This is a genomic window from Bartonella sp. AP3QHHD (assembly GCF_042195765.1).
Lineage (GTDB): Bacteria > Pseudomonadota > Alphaproteobacteria > Rhizobiales > Rhizobiaceae > Bartonella.
Genome location: NZ_JBHIPC010000015.1, coordinates 71,180 through 87,199, shown reverse-complemented (window position 1 = coordinate 87,199; position 16,020 = coordinate 71,180). Strand labels below are relative to the sequence as shown.

Annotated in this window: 12 protein-coding genes; 9 read left to right on the top strand and 3 right to left on the bottom strand. The window is 41.5% G+C overall.

Going from position 1 to position 16,020, the window contains the following annotated elements:
* Positions 1–25: 25 nt before the first annotated feature.
* Positions 26–715: a YggS family pyridoxal phosphate-dependent enzyme gene (locus tag ACFIL7_RS01120; RefSeq protein ID WP_375642914.1), complete on the bottom strand. Its 690-nt coding sequence runs from the start codon at positions 713–715 to the stop codon at positions 26–28.
* A gap of 165 nt (positions 716–880) precedes the next feature.
* Here ACFIL7_RS01120 and leuS point away from each other — a divergent pair, with 165 nt between their 5' ends.
* Together leuS and lptE are read left to right on the top strand one after the other, a co-directional pair.
* On the top strand, positions 881–3,523 hold the full coding sequence (gene leuS / locus ACFIL7_RS01115) for a leucine--tRNA ligase (RefSeq protein WP_375683251.1): 2,643 nt from the start codon (positions 881–883) through the stop codon (positions 3,521–3,523).
* On the top strand, positions 3,510–4,100 hold the full coding sequence (gene lptE, locus ACFIL7_RS01110; protein WP_375633462.1) for an LPS assembly lipoprotein LptE: 591 nt from the start codon (positions 3,510–3,512) through the stop codon (positions 4,098–4,100). The genes leuS and lptE overlap by 14 nt, the downstream gene beginning before the upstream one ends.
* Here the strand turns inward: lptE and fsa are convergent.
* Together fsa and ACFIL7_RS01100 are read right to left on the bottom strand one after the other, a co-directional pair.
* Positions 4,097–4,750, bottom strand: a complete 654-nt coding sequence (gene fsa, locus ACFIL7_RS01105; RefSeq protein WP_375683250.1) for a fructose-6-phosphate aldolase — start codon at positions 4,748–4,750, stop codon at positions 4,097–4,099. The genes lptE and fsa overlap by 4 nt on opposite strands.
* Before the next feature lie 462 nt (positions 4,751–5,212).
* Positions 5,213–5,365, bottom strand: a complete 153-nt coding sequence (locus tag ACFIL7_RS01100) for a hypothetical protein (protein WP_375683249.1) — start codon at positions 5,363–5,365, stop codon at positions 5,213–5,215.
* 523 nt (positions 5,366–5,888) lie between these two features.
* Between ACFIL7_RS01100 and ACFIL7_RS01095 the strand changes: the two genes are divergently transcribed.
* From ACFIL7_RS01095 to ACFIL7_RS01065, 7 genes are all read left to right on the top strand, one after another.
* Positions 5,889–8,096, top strand: coding sequence for a primosomal protein N' (locus tag ACFIL7_RS01095; RefSeq protein ID WP_375642911.1), 2,208 nt, complete (start codon positions 5,889–5,891; stop codon positions 8,094–8,096).
* Positions 8,097–9,126: 1,030 nt separating this feature from the next.
* Positions 9,127–9,708 (top strand): ATP synthase F1 subunit delta, encoded by a 582-nt coding sequence (gene atpH / locus ACFIL7_RS01090; protein WP_375642910.1) that lies wholly within the window; start codon positions 9,127–9,129, stop codon positions 9,706–9,708.
* Positions 9,708–11,243 carry a F0F1 ATP synthase subunit alpha gene (gene atpA, locus ACFIL7_RS01085; RefSeq protein ID WP_375642909.1) on the top strand — a complete coding sequence of 512 codons (1,536 nt, stop codon included), beginning with the start codon at positions 9,708–9,710 and terminating at the stop codon, positions 11,241–11,243. The genes atpH and atpA overlap by 1 nt, the downstream gene beginning before the upstream one ends.
* A gap of 20 nt (positions 11,244–11,263) precedes the next feature.
* Complete coding sequence (locus ACFIL7_RS01080; RefSeq protein WP_375628700.1) at positions 11,264–12,175, top strand: F0F1 ATP synthase subunit gamma; 912 nt, start codon at positions 11,264–11,266, stop codon at positions 12,173–12,175.
* A 19-nt stretch (positions 12,176–12,194) separates the two neighbouring features.
* Complete coding sequence (gene atpD / locus ACFIL7_RS01075) at positions 12,195–13,820, top strand: F0F1 ATP synthase subunit beta (RefSeq protein WP_375633457.1); 1,626 nt, start codon at positions 12,195–12,197, stop codon at positions 13,818–13,820.
* Between the two features lie 108 nt (positions 13,821–13,928).
* Positions 13,929–14,345 carry an ATP synthase F1 subunit epsilon gene (gene atpC, locus ACFIL7_RS01070; protein ID WP_375633456.1) on the top strand — a complete coding sequence of 139 codons (417 nt, stop codon included), beginning with the start codon at positions 13,929–13,931 and terminating at the stop codon, positions 14,343–14,345.
* A 23-nt stretch (positions 14,346–14,368) separates the two neighbouring features.
* Entirely contained in the window at positions 14,369–15,997 is a 1,629-nt protein-coding gene (locus ACFIL7_RS01065) for an MFS transporter (protein WP_375636507.1), read from the top strand.
* Positions 15,998–16,020: the final 23 nt, after the last annotated feature.

The window sequence follows — 16,020 nt, the reverse complement described above, 5'->3', positions numbered from 1 at the left end:
TGAATTTATATGAGGGGAAATTGCTTTACACAGGGCGTTTTCCAAATAAAGCAGAGCCAATGCGAAGAACGTTAGAGCCAAACTGTAGAGCGGTTTTGAAGTCACTGGACATACCCATGGAAAGCTTTGAAAGACCTGCTTGTTTTGCTAATTTTGCTAAAAGCGCGAAATAGGGTCCGGGGTTTTCATCGACAGGGGGGATGCCCATAAGACCGATGATATCAAGTCCATAGTTGTTTTTGCATTGGTTGACAAAAGATGTCGCTTCTTGCGGTGAGATACCACTTTTTTGCGGTTCTAAGCCAATGTTAACCTGAACATAGCAAGGAAGATGCCTTTTTTGTTTTTGCATTTCTTCGGATAAAATTTTGGCTATTTTTTCACGATCAACCGTTTGAATGACATCAAAAATTTTGATAGCTTCGGCGGCTTTATTTGATTGTAGGGGACCGATGAGATGAAGTTTAATATTTTCAAATTGTTGACGTAAAGCAGTCCATTTTTGTGCCGCTTCTTGTACGCGGTTTTCTGCAAACAAAGATTGTCCTGCTTGCAAAAGGGGACGTATATCAGCGGCAGAAACAGTTTTTGAAACAGCGATAAGTTCAATTTCTTCTACAGGGCGTTGTAACTCTTGACATGTTTCAGCAATGTCTTTTTGAAGGTTTTGCCATGCTTCAATGGAAGGGGCATCGAGGGGCGTTTGTGTATTCATGTTTTTGTGCTTTACCTTTTTTGTTCAAGAGTTGGTCGTTTTTTTTTAAGTTTTATAAAATACTTAGGGAAATATTTCACGAAAATGTTGACGATGAGGTTAATCCATGGTCAAGCATAATAAAACAAGTTTTTGGTTCTGTTTTATTAAAAGAGTATAATAGGAATGACAATTGGACATTGTAATATAGGCGAACGCTATAATCCACGTGCGAGAGAAAAAAAATGGCAAGAAATTTGGGATGAAAAGAAAATTTTTCAGACTGTTCAAGAAGATGCTCGTGAAAAATATTATGTTTTAGAAATGTTTCCTTATCCTTCTGGCCGTATTCACATGGGGCATGTGCGCAATTATGCCATGGGGGATGTGGTTGCACGCTATAAACGAGCAAAGGGTTTTAATGTGCTTCATCCTATGGGCTGGGATGCTTTTGGTATGCCGGCTGAAAATGCTGCTCTGCAAAGTAAAGTGCATCCTAAAACTTGGACCTATCAGAATATTGCTGTGATGCGTGGGCAATTAAAGCAATTAGGGCTCTCACTAGATTGGACACGTGAATTTGCGACTTGTGATGTGGAATATTACCATCGTCAACAAATGTTGTTCCTTGATTTCTATCAAAAGGGTTTGGTTGCGCGTAAAGTGGCTAAGGTGAATTGGGATCCTGTTGACCACACCGTTTTGGCAAATGAGCAGGTTGTTGATGGGCGGGGATGGCGTTCTGGTGCGTTGGTGGAACAGCGTGAATTGACGCAGTGGTTTTTCAAAATTAGCGACTTTAGTGAAGAGCTCTTGGCTGGGCTTGAAGAGCTGGAGCAGTGGCCTGAAAAAGTTCGCACTATGCAAAAAAATTGGATTGGAAAATCGCAAGGTTTACTGATTCGTTGGGCTTTAAAGGCAACAAGTGGTGTTGATGATGTTTGTGAGACATTTGATGAGGTTTTTTGTTATTCAACACGTCCTGATACACTTTTTGGCGCTTCTTTTTTAGCTCTGTCTGTTGACCATCCCATTGCACAAGCTTTGGCAAAGAAAGATAAAGCGTTGAGTGCTTTTATCGAAAACTGTCGGTGTGGTGGAACGACAACGGCAGCACTTGAAACAGCTGAAAAACAAGGATTTCTCACGCCCCTTTTGGCAGTTCATCCTTTTGATTCAACAGTACATATTCCTGTTTATATCGCGAATTTTGTGCTTATGGATTATGGAACAGGGGTTGTTTTTGGTTGTCCGGCTCATGATCAGAGAGATTTCGATTTTGCGCGCAAATATGATCTTCCAATAAAACCAGTGGTTTTGCCAAAAGGAGAGCAAGCAGAAGATTTTGTTATTACTGAAACACCTTATACGGGTGATGGGGTGATGATCAACTCCAGCTTTTTGGATGGTTTAACACCCCAACAAGCTTTTGAAGAAGCTGCTAAAAAGCTTGAAAAACAAATGCTCAATGGGCAACCGCAAGGGAAGAAAACAGTGCAATTTCGTTTGCGTGATTGGGGGATTTCACGTCAACGTTATTGGGGGTGCCCCATTCCGATGATCCATTGTACAACTTGTGGGGTTGTCCCTGTTCCACGTGCTAATTTACCGGTTGTGTTGCCTGATGATGTTACTTTTGATCAACCAGGAAATCCTCTTGCACGGCATGAAACATGGCAAAATGTTACTTGTCCTTCCTGTGGTCAACCGGCCAAACGCGAAACCGATACCATGGACACATTTGTTGACTCTTCTTGGTATTATGCACGCTTTACGGCTCCTTTTGCGCAGGAACCTGTTGATAAACAAGCAACAGCTGAATGGTTGCCTGTGCAACAATATATTGGTGGAATTGAGCACGCGATTTTGCATCTTCTTTATGCGCGCTTTTTTATGCGTGCTATGAAATTGGTCGGTCATGTGACGGTAGATGAGCCTTTTAAGGGGCTTTTTACCCAAGGGATGGTGGTGCATGAAACCTATCGAGATGATCAAGGGTGGGTTTCTCCAGCGGATATTTCCATTGTTGAAAAAGATGGAAAGCGGTGTGCTTATAAATTAACCGATCAAAGTGAAGTGACAATTGGTTCGATTGAGAAAATGTCAAAATCAAAAAAGAATGTCGTTGATCCTGATGATATTATCGCATCCTATGGCGCTGATACTGTGCGCTGGTTTGTGTTGTCAGATTCTCCCCCCGAGCGGGATGTCATTTGGACAGAATCTGGTGTTGAAGGTGCACATCGCTTTGTACAGCGTGTTTGGCGCCATGTAGCTGTGAGTGCTTCTATTTTAAAGGATGTGGCGCCTTGTGCAGGGCATCAGGGAGCAGCTTTGGAACTCTCAAAGGTTGCACATCGCACGCTTTGCGCTGTAGAAGATGATTTGGAAAAATTCGCTTTTAATCGGGCTATTGCACGCCTTTATGAATTCTTGAATATTATGGCGCCGTTGTTAAATAGGATAGAAAGTGTTGACGATGAAATGAAAGCTTCTTTACGTCAAGCCATGGATTTTTTTCTTGCTATGATTGCACCAATGATGCCCCATTTAGCAGAAGAATGTCATGCTGCTTTAGGGGGGAAAAAATTAATATCTGCGCTTGCTTGGCCTGTTTATGATCCCACGTTAACTGTTGAAGAATGCTATACTTTGCCGGTACAAATTAATGGTAAAAAACGTGGTGAGGTAACTATTGCTGCAACTGCCGATGAGGCGATGATTAAAGAAGCAGTTTTGGTTTTAGACTTTGTAAAGGCGCAGCTGCTTGAAAAGCCTATGAAAAAAATCATTGTTGTTCCAAAAAGGATTGTGAATGTCGTTCTTTAAAAGTTTTCTGCTTGTTGTTTTAGCTTGTGTCTTTACACTGTTGTGTGGATGCAAAGTTGAACCGCTTTACCGTCAAGAGTTGCAGAGTGCAATGACAATGAATTCTGCTTCTGGGCACTCTTCTGAACAATTTTCTTTGGGGTTAGCGCAAAAGCTTGCTTCTATTGTTGTGGAAGAACCTTCGGATCGTTTTGGTCAAATGGTGCGCAATCATCTGCTGTTTCTTTTGTATGGAAATGGTGGTAAACCTTCTCTACCTGCTTATCGATTGGCATTGCAGATATCCGTCTTTACAAGAGAATCGATGCAGATAGAGGTTGATTTCGAGAAAAAGAGAAAGGGACGACCTTCTGTTGGAACTGTTATGAGCAGAGCTTCTTATACTTTGCAGGATATGAAAAATACTCTTGTTGCAAAAGGAACAGCAATGATGAATGCATCTTTTGAGCGACTTCGTCAAGAATATGCAACGCTGCAAGCAGAAGAAGATGCAAAAAAACGTGTTGCGGAAGAGTTGGCTGAACAGATCTTTTTGTTACTTTCAAAAGATCTTTCCAATAAAAATTCTAGATATTAAGCAATATTTTGTCCTGTTTTTTTCCAGTCGTCGAGGAATATTTGCAACCCTTTGTCGGTGAGAGGGTGTTTGACCAGTGCTTTTAAGATTGTTGGTGGAACTGTTGCAACGTCAGCACCTCTGAGTGCTGCTTCTTTGACATGATTAACGGTGCGGATTGAAGCGGCCAAGATTTGTGTTTTAAAGTTATAGTTATCATAAATTGTGCGAATTTCATGAAGCAGTTCACTTCCATCATTTCCACAATCATCAAGTCTACCAATAAAAGGTGAAACGAATGTTGCACCTGCTTTGGCGGCTAATAAGGCTTGATTGGCAGAAAAACAAAGTGTGAGATTTGTTTTTAGTCCTGCTGCTGTGAGGGCTTTACAGGCTTTTAATCCATCGAGTGTTAAAGGAAGCTTGATACAAATATTGTCGGCAACCTTTGCTAAAACAGCTGCTTCTTTCATGATGCTTTCAAATTCCGTTGCTGCAACTTCAGCAGAAACAGGTCCGCTAACGAGAGCACAAATTTCTTTTGTAACATCAAGAATATTGCGTCCTGATTTTAGGATAAGAGAGGGATTGGTGGTAACACCATCAACAAGGCTTAAATTCTGTGACTCTTGAATTTCTTCGATATTAGCGCTATCCACAAAAAACTTCATATCTAACCTCTTCTTTTTAGCTTTTATCTTATTTTTTGTTATGCGCTATTGTTGACTGTAAAAGCAAGAGAAAGAATTAATATCTGTGTAAAGAACAAGAATGCTATGGTGTTAATCATGTACCCGTTTTCGGTAAAGAAATATGATTTATCGTTTCCACACCCATTTCATAGTGTTACTCGTGATAAGGCATAGAATTCATTGCGTATCAACATTTTTGCGTATTGGCATCTTTGCGTAGCGGTGTTTTTATATTTATGGAAATAAGCTAGCATTATCAAACACTTTGCTCATTTCCTATTTGCGATTGCTCTTGATATTTGAGAGAGCATCATAAGATACCTCCCTTTTTCAGGGGGGGACATTTAACCTCATTTTTGATAGAAGCGAATGGATTTATTTTATCGTAAAACACCATTGAAGAAGGCATGTAAATTTTACACATGAAGTGTTTTTTTATGGTCAATACATTGATTTATTCTGTGTTACCCATTCTTCAACAATACGCTTTTGTGCTACTTGTATTGTTGCTTGATTCTCAATCAAGCTGAAAGATGTACGCATGTGTTTCCACGTTTTGGCACAAAGCCAAGGTGAATATTGTAACGGTTCCATTTGCGATATTATTCTCCCTGTAATTAAAATCATGGGAGACTCTCTCATTAATAAGGATTTACAAATGTTCCTCGATGGGGTTGAAATGAGAAAAATTCATCGTATTGAGGGTTTTATTACAATAGGTAAAATGATGATTATATCTTTATAAATCAGTTTGTTGAAGATAAATTGAGATATGAGGCGGTAAAAAAATAAACGTGTGTGTTGGGAAGAAGTTACACTATGGGATAGCTTTGTTGAAGAGCGCACTTACAATATCATGTTGAATGCTTATAGTGATGAGCTTTATTTGCACAGAAGAATGGCGCTGTTTTTTTTGCTATAGAGTTTTTTATTATAGACGATGAGATTGGTTTTTTTATTGGCACTTTGGTGATGAAATGAGTATTAAAAAGAATTTTTGTGAGAAAAATGTTGTGATAGGGGGGAGAGATTGAATCCTGCAATGAATTTTATAAGAGTGTTTAAAGATAAGGTGTAGACCTGTTGGTGCTCAAGAGGTCGTAGATTGGTTTAAAAGATGCATTCAAACGTGATAGAGGAAGAGATTGTATCTGTATTGGTTCCTCTTCCTGTTGCTCACGCTTATAGTTATAAAGTTCCCTCTTCTATGGAGGTGAACGTTGGTTCCTTTGTTCGGGTTCCGGTGATGGGGCGTGAGCTTTGCGGTTTTGTTGTGGATGTTGGAGAGAAGACAGCAGATGGGCAAAGGTCTGGTTTGGTGGCGCGTGAAAAATTACGCTCTCTGCTTCATGTTTTTGATTGCCCCCCATTAAAGGCAGAAATGATCACATTTTTGCGTTTTGTTAGTCGCTATACAATGGCGCCTTTTGGTCTTGTTGCACGATTGGTTTTGTCTGTACCGGCTGCTTTAGAGCCGGAAGCGCAGATGCTGGGTTTGCGATATTGTGGTGGAAATGTAGAACGTCTCACACCAGCGCGGTCACGGGTTTTGGAATTGGTGCGCAGTGAGAAGATATGGACACGTTCTGGTCTGGCACATGCGTCTGGAACTTCGGTTTCTGTTGTTGAAGGTTTAAAAGCGCTAGGAATTTTTGAAGATGTTAAGGTTCCTGCTCCTGATCTTGTGGGCATGCCTGATCCTGATTTTTGTTCCCCTCAGTTGCAGGGAGCGCAAAATGAAGCAGCAACAATGTTGCGGGAAGGTGTTTTATCTTCTCAGTTTCAAGTTTTTTTGCTTGATGGTGTTACGGGATCAGGAAAGACAGAGGTTTATTTTGAAGCGGTCGCTCAAGCCTTCAAAGGGGGCAAGCAGGTTTTAATTTTATTGCCGGAAATTGCTTTAACACAGCAGTTTTTAGATCGTTTTTATGCACGCTTTGGAGCTGCGGCAGCGGAATGGCATTCTGATTTGACGCCACGTCGTAGAGAGCGCGTTTGGCGGCAAGTTGCAGAAGGGCGGGTGCGTGTCGTTGCGGGGGCTCGTTCAGCGCTTTTTCTTCCCTTTCATGAGCTTGGCTTGATTGTTGTCGATGAAGAACATGATAGCGCTTATAAACAAGAAGAGCGCATTTTTTACCATGCGCGTGATATGGCTGTTGCACGGGGCTCTTTTGAGCGTTTTCCTGTTATCTTATCTTCAGCAACACCGTCGATTGAAAGCCAAGCCAATGTTTTAAGAGGGCGTTATCAAAAGGTACATTTACCTTCCCGTTTTAAAGAAGTAGCACTTCCACAGTTGCGGGTGGTTGATATGCGCCAAGGAGGGGTGCAAAAGGGGCGCTTTATTTCTTTTGCTCTTGAAAGGGCTTTAAAACAAACGCTTGATAAGGGCGAACAAGTTCTTCTTTTTCTTAATCGTCGTGGTTATGCACCTTTAACTTTATGCCGAATTTGCGGACATCGTTTTCATTGTACTGATTGTTCAAGTTGGTTGGTAGAACATCGTGCGCAAGGGCAACTGAAATGTCATCATTGTGGATATCATGAACCACTTCCTCAAGCCTGTCCTGAATGCGGGACATTAGATCATCTCGTAGCTTGTGGACCGGGTGTGGAAAGAATTGCAGAAGAAACACAAATGCTTTTTCCTCAAGCGCGATCATTGATCCTTTCAACGGATCTCAAAGGAGGGATTGGGCAGTTGCGAAGCGAATTACAAGCCATTGCCAATGGCGATGTGGACATTATTATTGGAACACAGTTGGTTGCTAAAGGACATCATTTTCCCAAGCTCTCTCTGGTTGGTGTTATTGATGCTGATCTTGGTCTTGCCAATGGCGATTTACGCGCAAGTGAACGTACCTATCAGCTGCTTTCTCAAGTTACCGGAAGAGCAGGGCGTGTGGGATTGAAAAGTTTAGGATTATTGCAAACTTATCAACCAGATCATCCGGTCATCAAAGCCTTACTTGCATGCCAGCCAGAAGATTTTTACACACGTGAGATTGCAGCACGTCAGCATTATCATTTGCCCCCCTATGGGCGGCTTGCCTCTTTGATTGTTTCTGCACAACAGCGCCAAGCAGCAGAACATTATGCGCGCGCATTGCGTCAGGCAGCGCCACGGGAAAAAAATATCTCGGTTATGGGACCAGCAGAAGCGCCTTTGGCTTTGGTTCGGGGGCGTTATCGTTTTCGGCTTTTGTTGCAGGGACAGCGTTCTTTTGATATACAAGGGTTTATACATGCAATGCTTAGCGGTACACCCAAAATGCCCAGTTCCGTTCGGGTTCAAATTGATATTGATCCGCAAAGTTTTTTCTAAAACCAGTATCGCATAAAGTAAAGATCTCTTTGCTTAAGGTGCTTTACTTGAACTCTTAGTATTATTCAGAATAAGCATCCAGGCAGCAAAATATGATATATGTACATTGCATTAAGTAGAGCCACGGGAAAAAATATCTTTGTGATAGAACCAGCAGAAGCGCCTCTCTTCTTTGAGGGCGCTATCATTTCGGCTTTTACTCCTTTTTTGTGTTAGGGACAGTATTCTTTTGATAGGCGGATTCTTTTTATAAGGGCTGAAAATGCTTAGCTGTACACCAAAAGTATCCAATTCTATTCGGGTTCAAATTAATATTGATCTATGCTTCTTCTAAAATCAGTGCAATATAGTGCCATATAAAGTGAAGCTACGCGGGCTTAATGAAGGGCGTGATTTTGATAAAAAAATTTGAAAAGAGAGAATTTGTCGATATTTGAAGCTTATCCGGTATGAAAAATGATATATTATCATTATAAATCAATGTGTTGTATATTTAAAGAGTGTGCTTACAAGAAAATATTACTTGGTGAAATTTTTTAAAAGGAGTGGGTATTTGAAGAAAAAAGATCAATGTTTTCTTTAATTTTTAGGAGGATATTCATTGTTTTTTTCTTTCTTATCAGTTTGAAATAATAGACTTTTTCAATCGCAGCTGCATCTCATTAAAGGTCTTGTGGTGATAAAGGGAGTGTTTTTTAGAGAAGAAGTGTTTTATTATGGTGGCAAGGGCATTTGAAGAAAAATCAAAGAGAGTGAAAAAATCGCTCAGAGAATGTCAAAAAGAGGCATAAAAAAACTGTGATGCCATCCTGTATATCTAAAAAAAATGCTTTTCAAAAATATTTTGAATATTTTATTAAAATTTTTAAAAAGCAGCGATTTGTAGTGTTGCGAGTCGGCTATGTCTATGCTAGAAACCAAGTGATTTTTGTTCTAGGTTTTAAGAAAAAGATTCTTAAGATTGAGAATGTCTGTTTCATTTCATCTGATAACTATCAGAGAGTCGCTCAAGGGAAAGAGGCGGTATTTCGTGTCGGATTCATTTTCTCTCATACCGCTGCCGTTGGTAGATCAACGCTATGCGCAAGCGCTTTTTGATTGCGTTCAAGAAGCCGGAAACGTTGAAAAGGTTGAAAAGGCAGTAGAGGATCTTTTGCTTGTTTTGGAGCATAAGGATTTAAAACGCTTTGTGCTTAGTCCATTCTTTTCAGTTAAAGAGCAAATTAAGGTGATGCAATCTGTTTGTGCAAACATCAAATTTGCTGATAAAAATGCAGGGCAGGTCATTGGTAATTTTTTACGCGTTATTGCCACAAACCGTAGGCTTAGTGCTGTATTTGGTATTTTACGTGCTTTCCAGCATTGTGTTGCACGCGCTCGTAGGCAGGTTACTGCGCAAATTGTTTCTGCGCACCCCTTAAGTTCTCAACAAAGACAAGAGTTGTGTGAGGCTTTGGAAGGTGTTGTTGGAGGAAAAGTCTTGCTGCACATCATTGTGGATCCAACAATTCTTGGTGGATTAATCGTTCGTGTGGGGTCGTCTCAAATTGATACGTCTCTTCTCACAAAATTGTCTTCACTTAAGCTTGCATTGAAAAAAGAGGTCAGCTGATGGATATTAGACCATCTGAAATTTCAAAAATTCTAAAAGAGCAAATCAAAAACTTTGACCAAAAGGCTGAGGTTTCAGAAATTGGTTGGGTTCTCTCTGTAGGGGATGGTATTGCTCGCGTTTATGGTTTGGATAATGTCCAAGCAGGGGAAATGGTCGCTTTTCCAAACGGTGTGCGTGGTATGGCACTCAATTTGGAAGTTGATAATGTTGGTGTGGTCATTTTTGGCTCAGATCGTGATATTCGTGAAGGTGATTGTGTAAAGCGGTTAGGCGCTATCGTCGATGTTCCTGTGGGCCCCGCTTTGCTGGGACGTGTGGTTGATGCGTTGGGAAACCCTATCGATGGGAAGGGTCCCATTAAAGCAACGGAGCGTCGTCGTGTTGATGTTAAGGCGCCAGGGATTATTCCGCGTCAGTCAGTGCATGAACCGATGTCGACCGGATTGAAAGCGATTGACGCACTTATTCCTATTGGACGGGGGCAGCGTGAATTGGTGATTGGTGATCGCCAAACAGGAAAAACAGCAATTTTGCTCGATACATTTTTAAATCAAAAACCTTTTCATGAAAAAGGGGCTGGACGGGAGCAAGACAAAGTTTATTGTATTTATGTGGCTATCGGTCAAAAACGTTCGACGGTGGCACAATTCGTTAAAGTTTTAGAAGAACGTGGAGCGCTGGAATATTCTATTATTGTTGCAGCGACCGCTTCTGATCCAGCACCACTGCAATTTATTGCACCTCTTGCTGGGTGTGCTATGGGTGAGTATTTCCGTGATAATGGGCAACATGCTTTGATTGGTTATGATGACTTGTCAAAACAGGCGGTGGCGTATCGTCAAATGTCTCTTTTATTGCGTCGTCCTCCAGGTCGTGAAGCTTATCCGGGAGATGTTTTCTATCTTCATTCGCGTCTTTTAGAGCGGGCTGCGAAGTTGAATGCGGAAAATGGATCTGGGTCATTGACAGCTTTGCCGGTTATTGAAACGCAAGCAAATGATGTTTCTGCCTATATTCCTACAAATGTGATTTCGATTACTGATGGGCAAATTTTTCTAGAGACTAATTTATTTTATCAAGGAATTCGTCCTGCTGTAAATGTTGGTCTTTCTGTGTCGCGTGTTGGTTCTGCCGCACAAATTAAAGCGATGAAGCAAGTTGCTGGCTCGATTAAAGGTGAATTGGCGCAATATCGTGAAATGGCAGCTTTTGCGCAGTTTGGCTCTGATTTGGATGCGTCAACCCAGCGTCTGTTAAATCGGGGTGCGCGCTTGACAGAGCTGTTGAAGCAGCCGCAATTTTCTCCACTCAAAACAGAAGAACAGGTGGTGGTTATTTTCGCGGGTGTGAATGGCTATCTTGATGCTTTGGCGGTTTCTGATGTTGCGCGGTTTGAGCAGGGACTTTTGGTGCTTTTGCGTAGTGATTATCAAGATCTCTCAAAGGCAATTGCTGAGCAAAAGCAAATAACAGATGAGCTGAAAGATAAGTTGATAACTGTTCTTAATACTTATGCGAAAAATTTCTCGTGATGAATTGATGGAATGCTTGAATGGCTTCACTAAAAGATCTTAGAGACCGTATCGCTTCGGTTAAAGCAACACAAAAGATTACCAAAGCTATGCAAATGGTTGCAGCGGCAAGGTTGCATCGTGCTCAAGAGGCAGCGCAGTCTGCACGCCCTTATGCGAAGAGAATGGCTGATATTTTGACCAGTGTTGCTGCTGATGTAGATGGTGTTGATGCGCCTACTCTTATGCGTGGTACGGGGCGCGATGATGTGCATCTTTTGGTGGTGTGTACTGCTGAGCGCGGTTTGTGTGGTGCTTTTAACGTGCAAATTGCTCGTCGTGCACGTGAACAGATTAAGGCATTGTTGGCGGCTGATAAAATAGTAAAAATTATCACTGTGGGTAAAAAAGGCGCGGATATTTTATCGCGTGATTACAAAGGCTTGATAATTGATCATATCGATTTGCATGCTGTAAAGCGAATTGGTTTTGCAGAGGCAGTGATGATTAGTCAACGGATTGTTGATTTATTCAATGAAGGTGCTTTTGATGTTTGTACGCTGTTTTATTCTGAATTTGTTTCCGTAATTAATCAGCGTCCAACAGCTTTGGATTTGATTCCAATGGTTGCTCCAAAAGCAGCTGTTGGGGCAATAGATATTGTGGAGCAAACCGATCATAACAAAGGTTCACAATCGATTGTTTATGAATATGAACCTGATGCTGCGTCTCTTTTAGAGGCTCTTGTACCACGTAATCTTTCGGTGCAAATCTTTCGGGCTTTGCTAGAAAATGTTGCTGGTGAAATGGGCGCCAAGATGACAGCTATGGATAATGCATCGCGCAATGCGGGTGAAATGATTAGTAAATTGACGGTGGCTTATAATCGTCAACGTCAAGCACAGATTACGACAGAATTGATCGAAATTATTGCGGGCGCTGAAGCGCTTTAAATGGAGAAGGTAAGGATTGATGGTAAAAGCAGTAACCTCAAGCAAAGGAACAGAAAAAGGTGAAAAAAAGAAACCAGCTGCTCGTTCCGGCGTGAAAAAAGCCGCTTCGAAATCTCAAGTGGATGTAAAGGCTTCCTCTGTACCTGCGCGTGATGCAGCTAAAGATACACCTGTAAAAAAAGATACATCCGCAAAAAAAGAAGAGCATGCAAAAGGCGCTGTTGGTGAAATCAAGCAGATTATTGGTGCTGTCGTTGATGTGCAATTTGAAGGTGAATTGCCAAATATTCTCAACGCTTTGGAAACAGAGAATTTAGGCAATCGCTTGGTATTAGAAGTTGCGCAGCATTTGGGTGAAAATACCGTGCGTACGATTGCTATGGATACGACTGATGGTTTGATGCGGGGCCAAAAGGTTGTGGATACAGGCACACAAATTAGCGTTCCTGTAGGAGAAGCAACGTTGGGACGTATTATGAATGTGATTGGGGAACCGGTGGATAATGTGGGACCAATCGCTTCAACCAAAACACGTTCTATTCACCAAGAGGCACCTGAATATGTTGAGCAATCGACTGTTTCGGAAATTCTCGTAACCGGTATTAAAGTCGTGGATTTGTTAGCCCCTTATTCTAAAGGGGGTAAAATTGGCTTGTTTGGTGGTGCTGGTGTTGGAAAAACCGTTCTCATTATGGAGCTTATAAACAATATTGCAAAGGCACATGGTGGCTATTCTGTATTTGCTGGTGTGGGAGAACGTACACGTGAAGGAAATGATCTTTATTATGAAATGATCGAAAGCCGCGTGAATGTGAATCCAAAAGAGAATAATGGTTCAACGGAAGGGTCAAAGTGTGCCCTTGTTTACGGGCAAATGAATGAACCACCAGGAGCGCGTGCGCGTGTGGCTCTTTCAGGATTGACAATTGCGGAAAGTTTCCGTGATGAAGGACAAGATGTTCTCTTCTTTGTGGATAATATTTTCCGTTTCACGCAAGCAGGAGCTGAGGTATCTGCTCTTTTAGGGCGTATTCCTTCTGCTGTTGGGTATCAGCCTACCTTGGCAACGGATATGGGGGCGTTGCAAGAACGTATTACCAGTACAAAAACAGGCTCTATTACTTCCGTTCAGGCAATTTATGTTCCGGCAGATGACTTGACGGATCCGGCGCCGGCAGCATCTTTTGCTCATTTGGATGCAACAACTGTTCTTTCGCGCTCTATTGCGGAAAAGGGGATTTATCCAGCGGTTGATCCGCTTGACTCTTTCTCGCGTATGTTGGATCCATTGATTGTGGGGGAAGAGCATTACACTGTTGCTTGTCAAGTGCAAACCATTTTACAACGTTATAGAGCGCTTCAGGATATTATTGCTATTCTTGGAATGGATGAACTTTCTGAAGATGACAAATTGCTGGTGGGGCGGGCGCGTAAAATTGAACGTTTCCTTTCGCAACCTTTCCATGTTGCGGAAGCCTTTACTGGTTCGCCGGGGAAACTCGTTCCTTTGGAAGATACAATCAAAGGCTTTAAGGGGCTTTGTGCTGGCGATTACGATGATTTGCCAGAAGCTGCTTTTTATATGGTTGGTTCGATTGATGAAGCACTTGAAAAAGGAAAGCGTCTCATGGCAGAGGCTTCTTAGTAAGAAGCTTCTTATTCAAGAGAAAACTGTCATGGGTATTTTTCGTTAAAAAGGACGAGTCGTTGGAGAAAACGGAGAGTCCTTATATCGGGTATTGTGGAGACTTTTGTGGAAAACAATAGAGAAGAGCATTTTTTATTTGAGCTTGTATCGCCTGAAAAAATTGTGTTTTCAGAGCAGGTAGTGTCTGTTGTTCTTCCTTCAGCCTCAGGTTATTTGACAGTTATGGCGCATCATGCGCCATTGGTAGCAAGTATTGTGTTGGGCAGTGTTCGTGTTCGCACCTCTTTGGGTGAAAAATTATTTGTTGTATGCGGGGGCGTTGCAAATATTACCTTTTCAGGTTGCTCTTTATTGGTAGAGCACGTTGTGGCTGTAGAGAATCTTTCTTTTGATGTATTAGAACAGCAGATTTTGCAGATTCAAGCGACGTTAGAAGGAGGGACAAGTGATGAGGACAATCATAAAATAGAGGCTTTTTTTCAGCAGTTGTCAGCTGATGGTGTTGTGTTGATAGAAGCGTAGCAGAGTATACAGGAAAAGATGACATGAGCGGAAAAAAGAGTACGGTTGTGTCTGCTAAAAGGAGTGCAAAACCTTTTCCTCATCCTGGTCGTGTCTTTGCGGGACCTTTGCCAAAGTGCTTTGTTTATATTTTTGCTTCTCTTATTTTGCAATGGGCTTATGGTTTAGGGGCTAATATTGTTCAGTCTAACATTGTCCATCTTACGGGTGATTTTCATGCAACTTTGGCCGAGACGACATGGCTGGTAGCGGCTTATATGGCGCCAAATGTGAGTGTAGCGATTATGTTGATCAAAATCCGCTATCAATTTGGGCTGCGCGCTTTTGCTGAACTGTCAATCCTTGGCTTTGTTTTGGTTTGTGTGTTGCAGCTCTTTGTTACGGATTTGCGTTCTGCGCTAATTATTCGCTTTTTTGCTGGGATTGCTGCTGCGCCTTTGGCTTCGCTTGCGCTGCTTTATATGATGGAGGCTTTTGCTCCAGCAAAGAAGTTTACTGTTGCTCTGAGTTTGAATTATATGAATGCAGCTTTAGCAGCACCTTTATCACGTTTGATTTCTCCTGATTTGCTGGAAAATGGTGGTTTTTCCAGCCTTTCCGCTCTGGAAATGGGGTTGGTTCTTATCAGCTTGGTCTGTATCTATACTTTACCTCTTACTCCTGTTGTGCGTAGTAAGGTTATTCAAAAATTAGATTGGATAAGCTATGGTTTGATTGCTCTTGGTCTTGGATTAAATGCTGTGATCATGTCTGTTGGTATATTGTATTGGTGGTATGAAGCGCCATGGATTGGTTGGGGGCTCGCACTTGCTATTTTCTCTTTGGCTGTTGCTATTATTATTGAGCTTAATAGAGAAAAACCGTTGATTGATCTCCGTTGGATTTTCAGTAAAGAAATGATACAATCTGTTTTTATTTTATTGATTTTTCATGTTTTTTTGTTGGAGCGATCCAATTTGCCCGTCGGTTTTTTTAATCTTTTTGGTTTGCTCAATCGTGAAATGGCGCCCATGTATCTTGCGGTGACATTAGGGATTCTGTTAGGGGGGGCTGTTTGTGTCTTTTTTTTACGGGCGGGGCGTGAAGATTATTTTTATTTGTTATCTTTGGGTTGTTTGGCACTTGGCGCTTATTTAGATAGTCGTGTCAATCATTTAACGCGTCCGCAAGATATGATGTTGAGCCAAGGATTGGTGAGTTTTAGTTATGCACTTTTTTTGCCTCCTGCTCTTTTCAAAGGGTTTGTGATTGCTGGTGAGCGAGGGCCGCGTTATGTTTTGAGTTTTATTGCTGTTTTTTTGCTAACGCAAGTGACAGGGGGATTGATGGGATCGGCTTTTTTTGGCACTCTACAGTTTTATTTTGCTCATAAGAACTTTGAGTCTTTAACACAAAATATTGTTGTGACGGATCCGCTTATTTCTGGTGAGATAAATACTTTATTTTCGCCTTCTTATGGTGCTTCTGTTCCCCATGGCTTTGGAAGTGAGCAGGCGACTTCTCTGTTGATAGAGAAATTTAAGTTAACAGCAAATATTTTTGCTTATGATGACGTTTTTCGGCTTTATTTTTATATTTCAATGGCTGTATTCGTTGTTTTTCTTGTTACAATGGTTGTTAAGTCATGCTCTTTGCGTGCGTTAGAAAAGTAGAGTGATGTTATAGAAGAGGGGTG

What these genes read in the sequence shown, in the direction of transcription:
- ACFIL7_RS01100 (WP_375683249.1), bottom strand. Translation starts at nt 5,365, where the DNA reads ATGGAACCGTTACAATATTCACCTTGGCTTTGTGCCAAAACGTGGAAA.
- leuS (WP_375683251.1), top strand. Translation starts at nt 881, where the DNA reads ATGACAATTGGACATTGTAATATAGGCGAACGCTATAATCCACGTGCG.
- atpA (WP_375642909.1), top strand. Translation starts at nt 9,708, where the DNA reads ATGGATATTAGACCATCTGAAATTTCAAAAATTCTAAAAGAGCAAATC.
- ACFIL7_RS01080 (WP_375628700.1), top strand. Translation starts at nt 11,264, where the DNA reads ATGGCTTCACTAAAAGATCTTAGAGACCGTATCGCTTCGGTTAAAGCA.
- fsa (WP_375683250.1), bottom strand. Translation starts at nt 4,750, where the DNA reads ATGAAGTTTTTTGTGGATAGCGCTAATATCGAAGAAATTCAAGAGTCA.
- ACFIL7_RS01120 (WP_375642914.1), bottom strand. Translation starts at nt 715, where the DNA reads ATGAATACACAAACGCCCCTCGATGCCCCTTCCATTGAAGCATGGCAA.
- ACFIL7_RS01095 (WP_375642911.1), top strand. Translation starts at nt 5,889, where the DNA reads ATGCATTCAAACGTGATAGAGGAAGAGATTGTATCTGTATTGGTTCCT.
- lptE (WP_375633462.1), top strand. Translation starts at nt 3,510, where the DNA reads ATGTCGTTCTTTAAAAGTTTTCTGCTTGTTGTTTTAGCTTGTGTCTTT.
- atpD (WP_375633457.1), top strand. Translation starts at nt 12,195, where the DNA reads ATGGTAAAAGCAGTAACCTCAAGCAAAGGAACAGAAAAAGGTGAAAAA.
- ACFIL7_RS01065 (WP_375636507.1), top strand. Translation starts at nt 14,369, where the DNA reads ATGAGCGGAAAAAAGAGTACGGTTGTGTCTGCTAAAAGGAGTGCAAAA.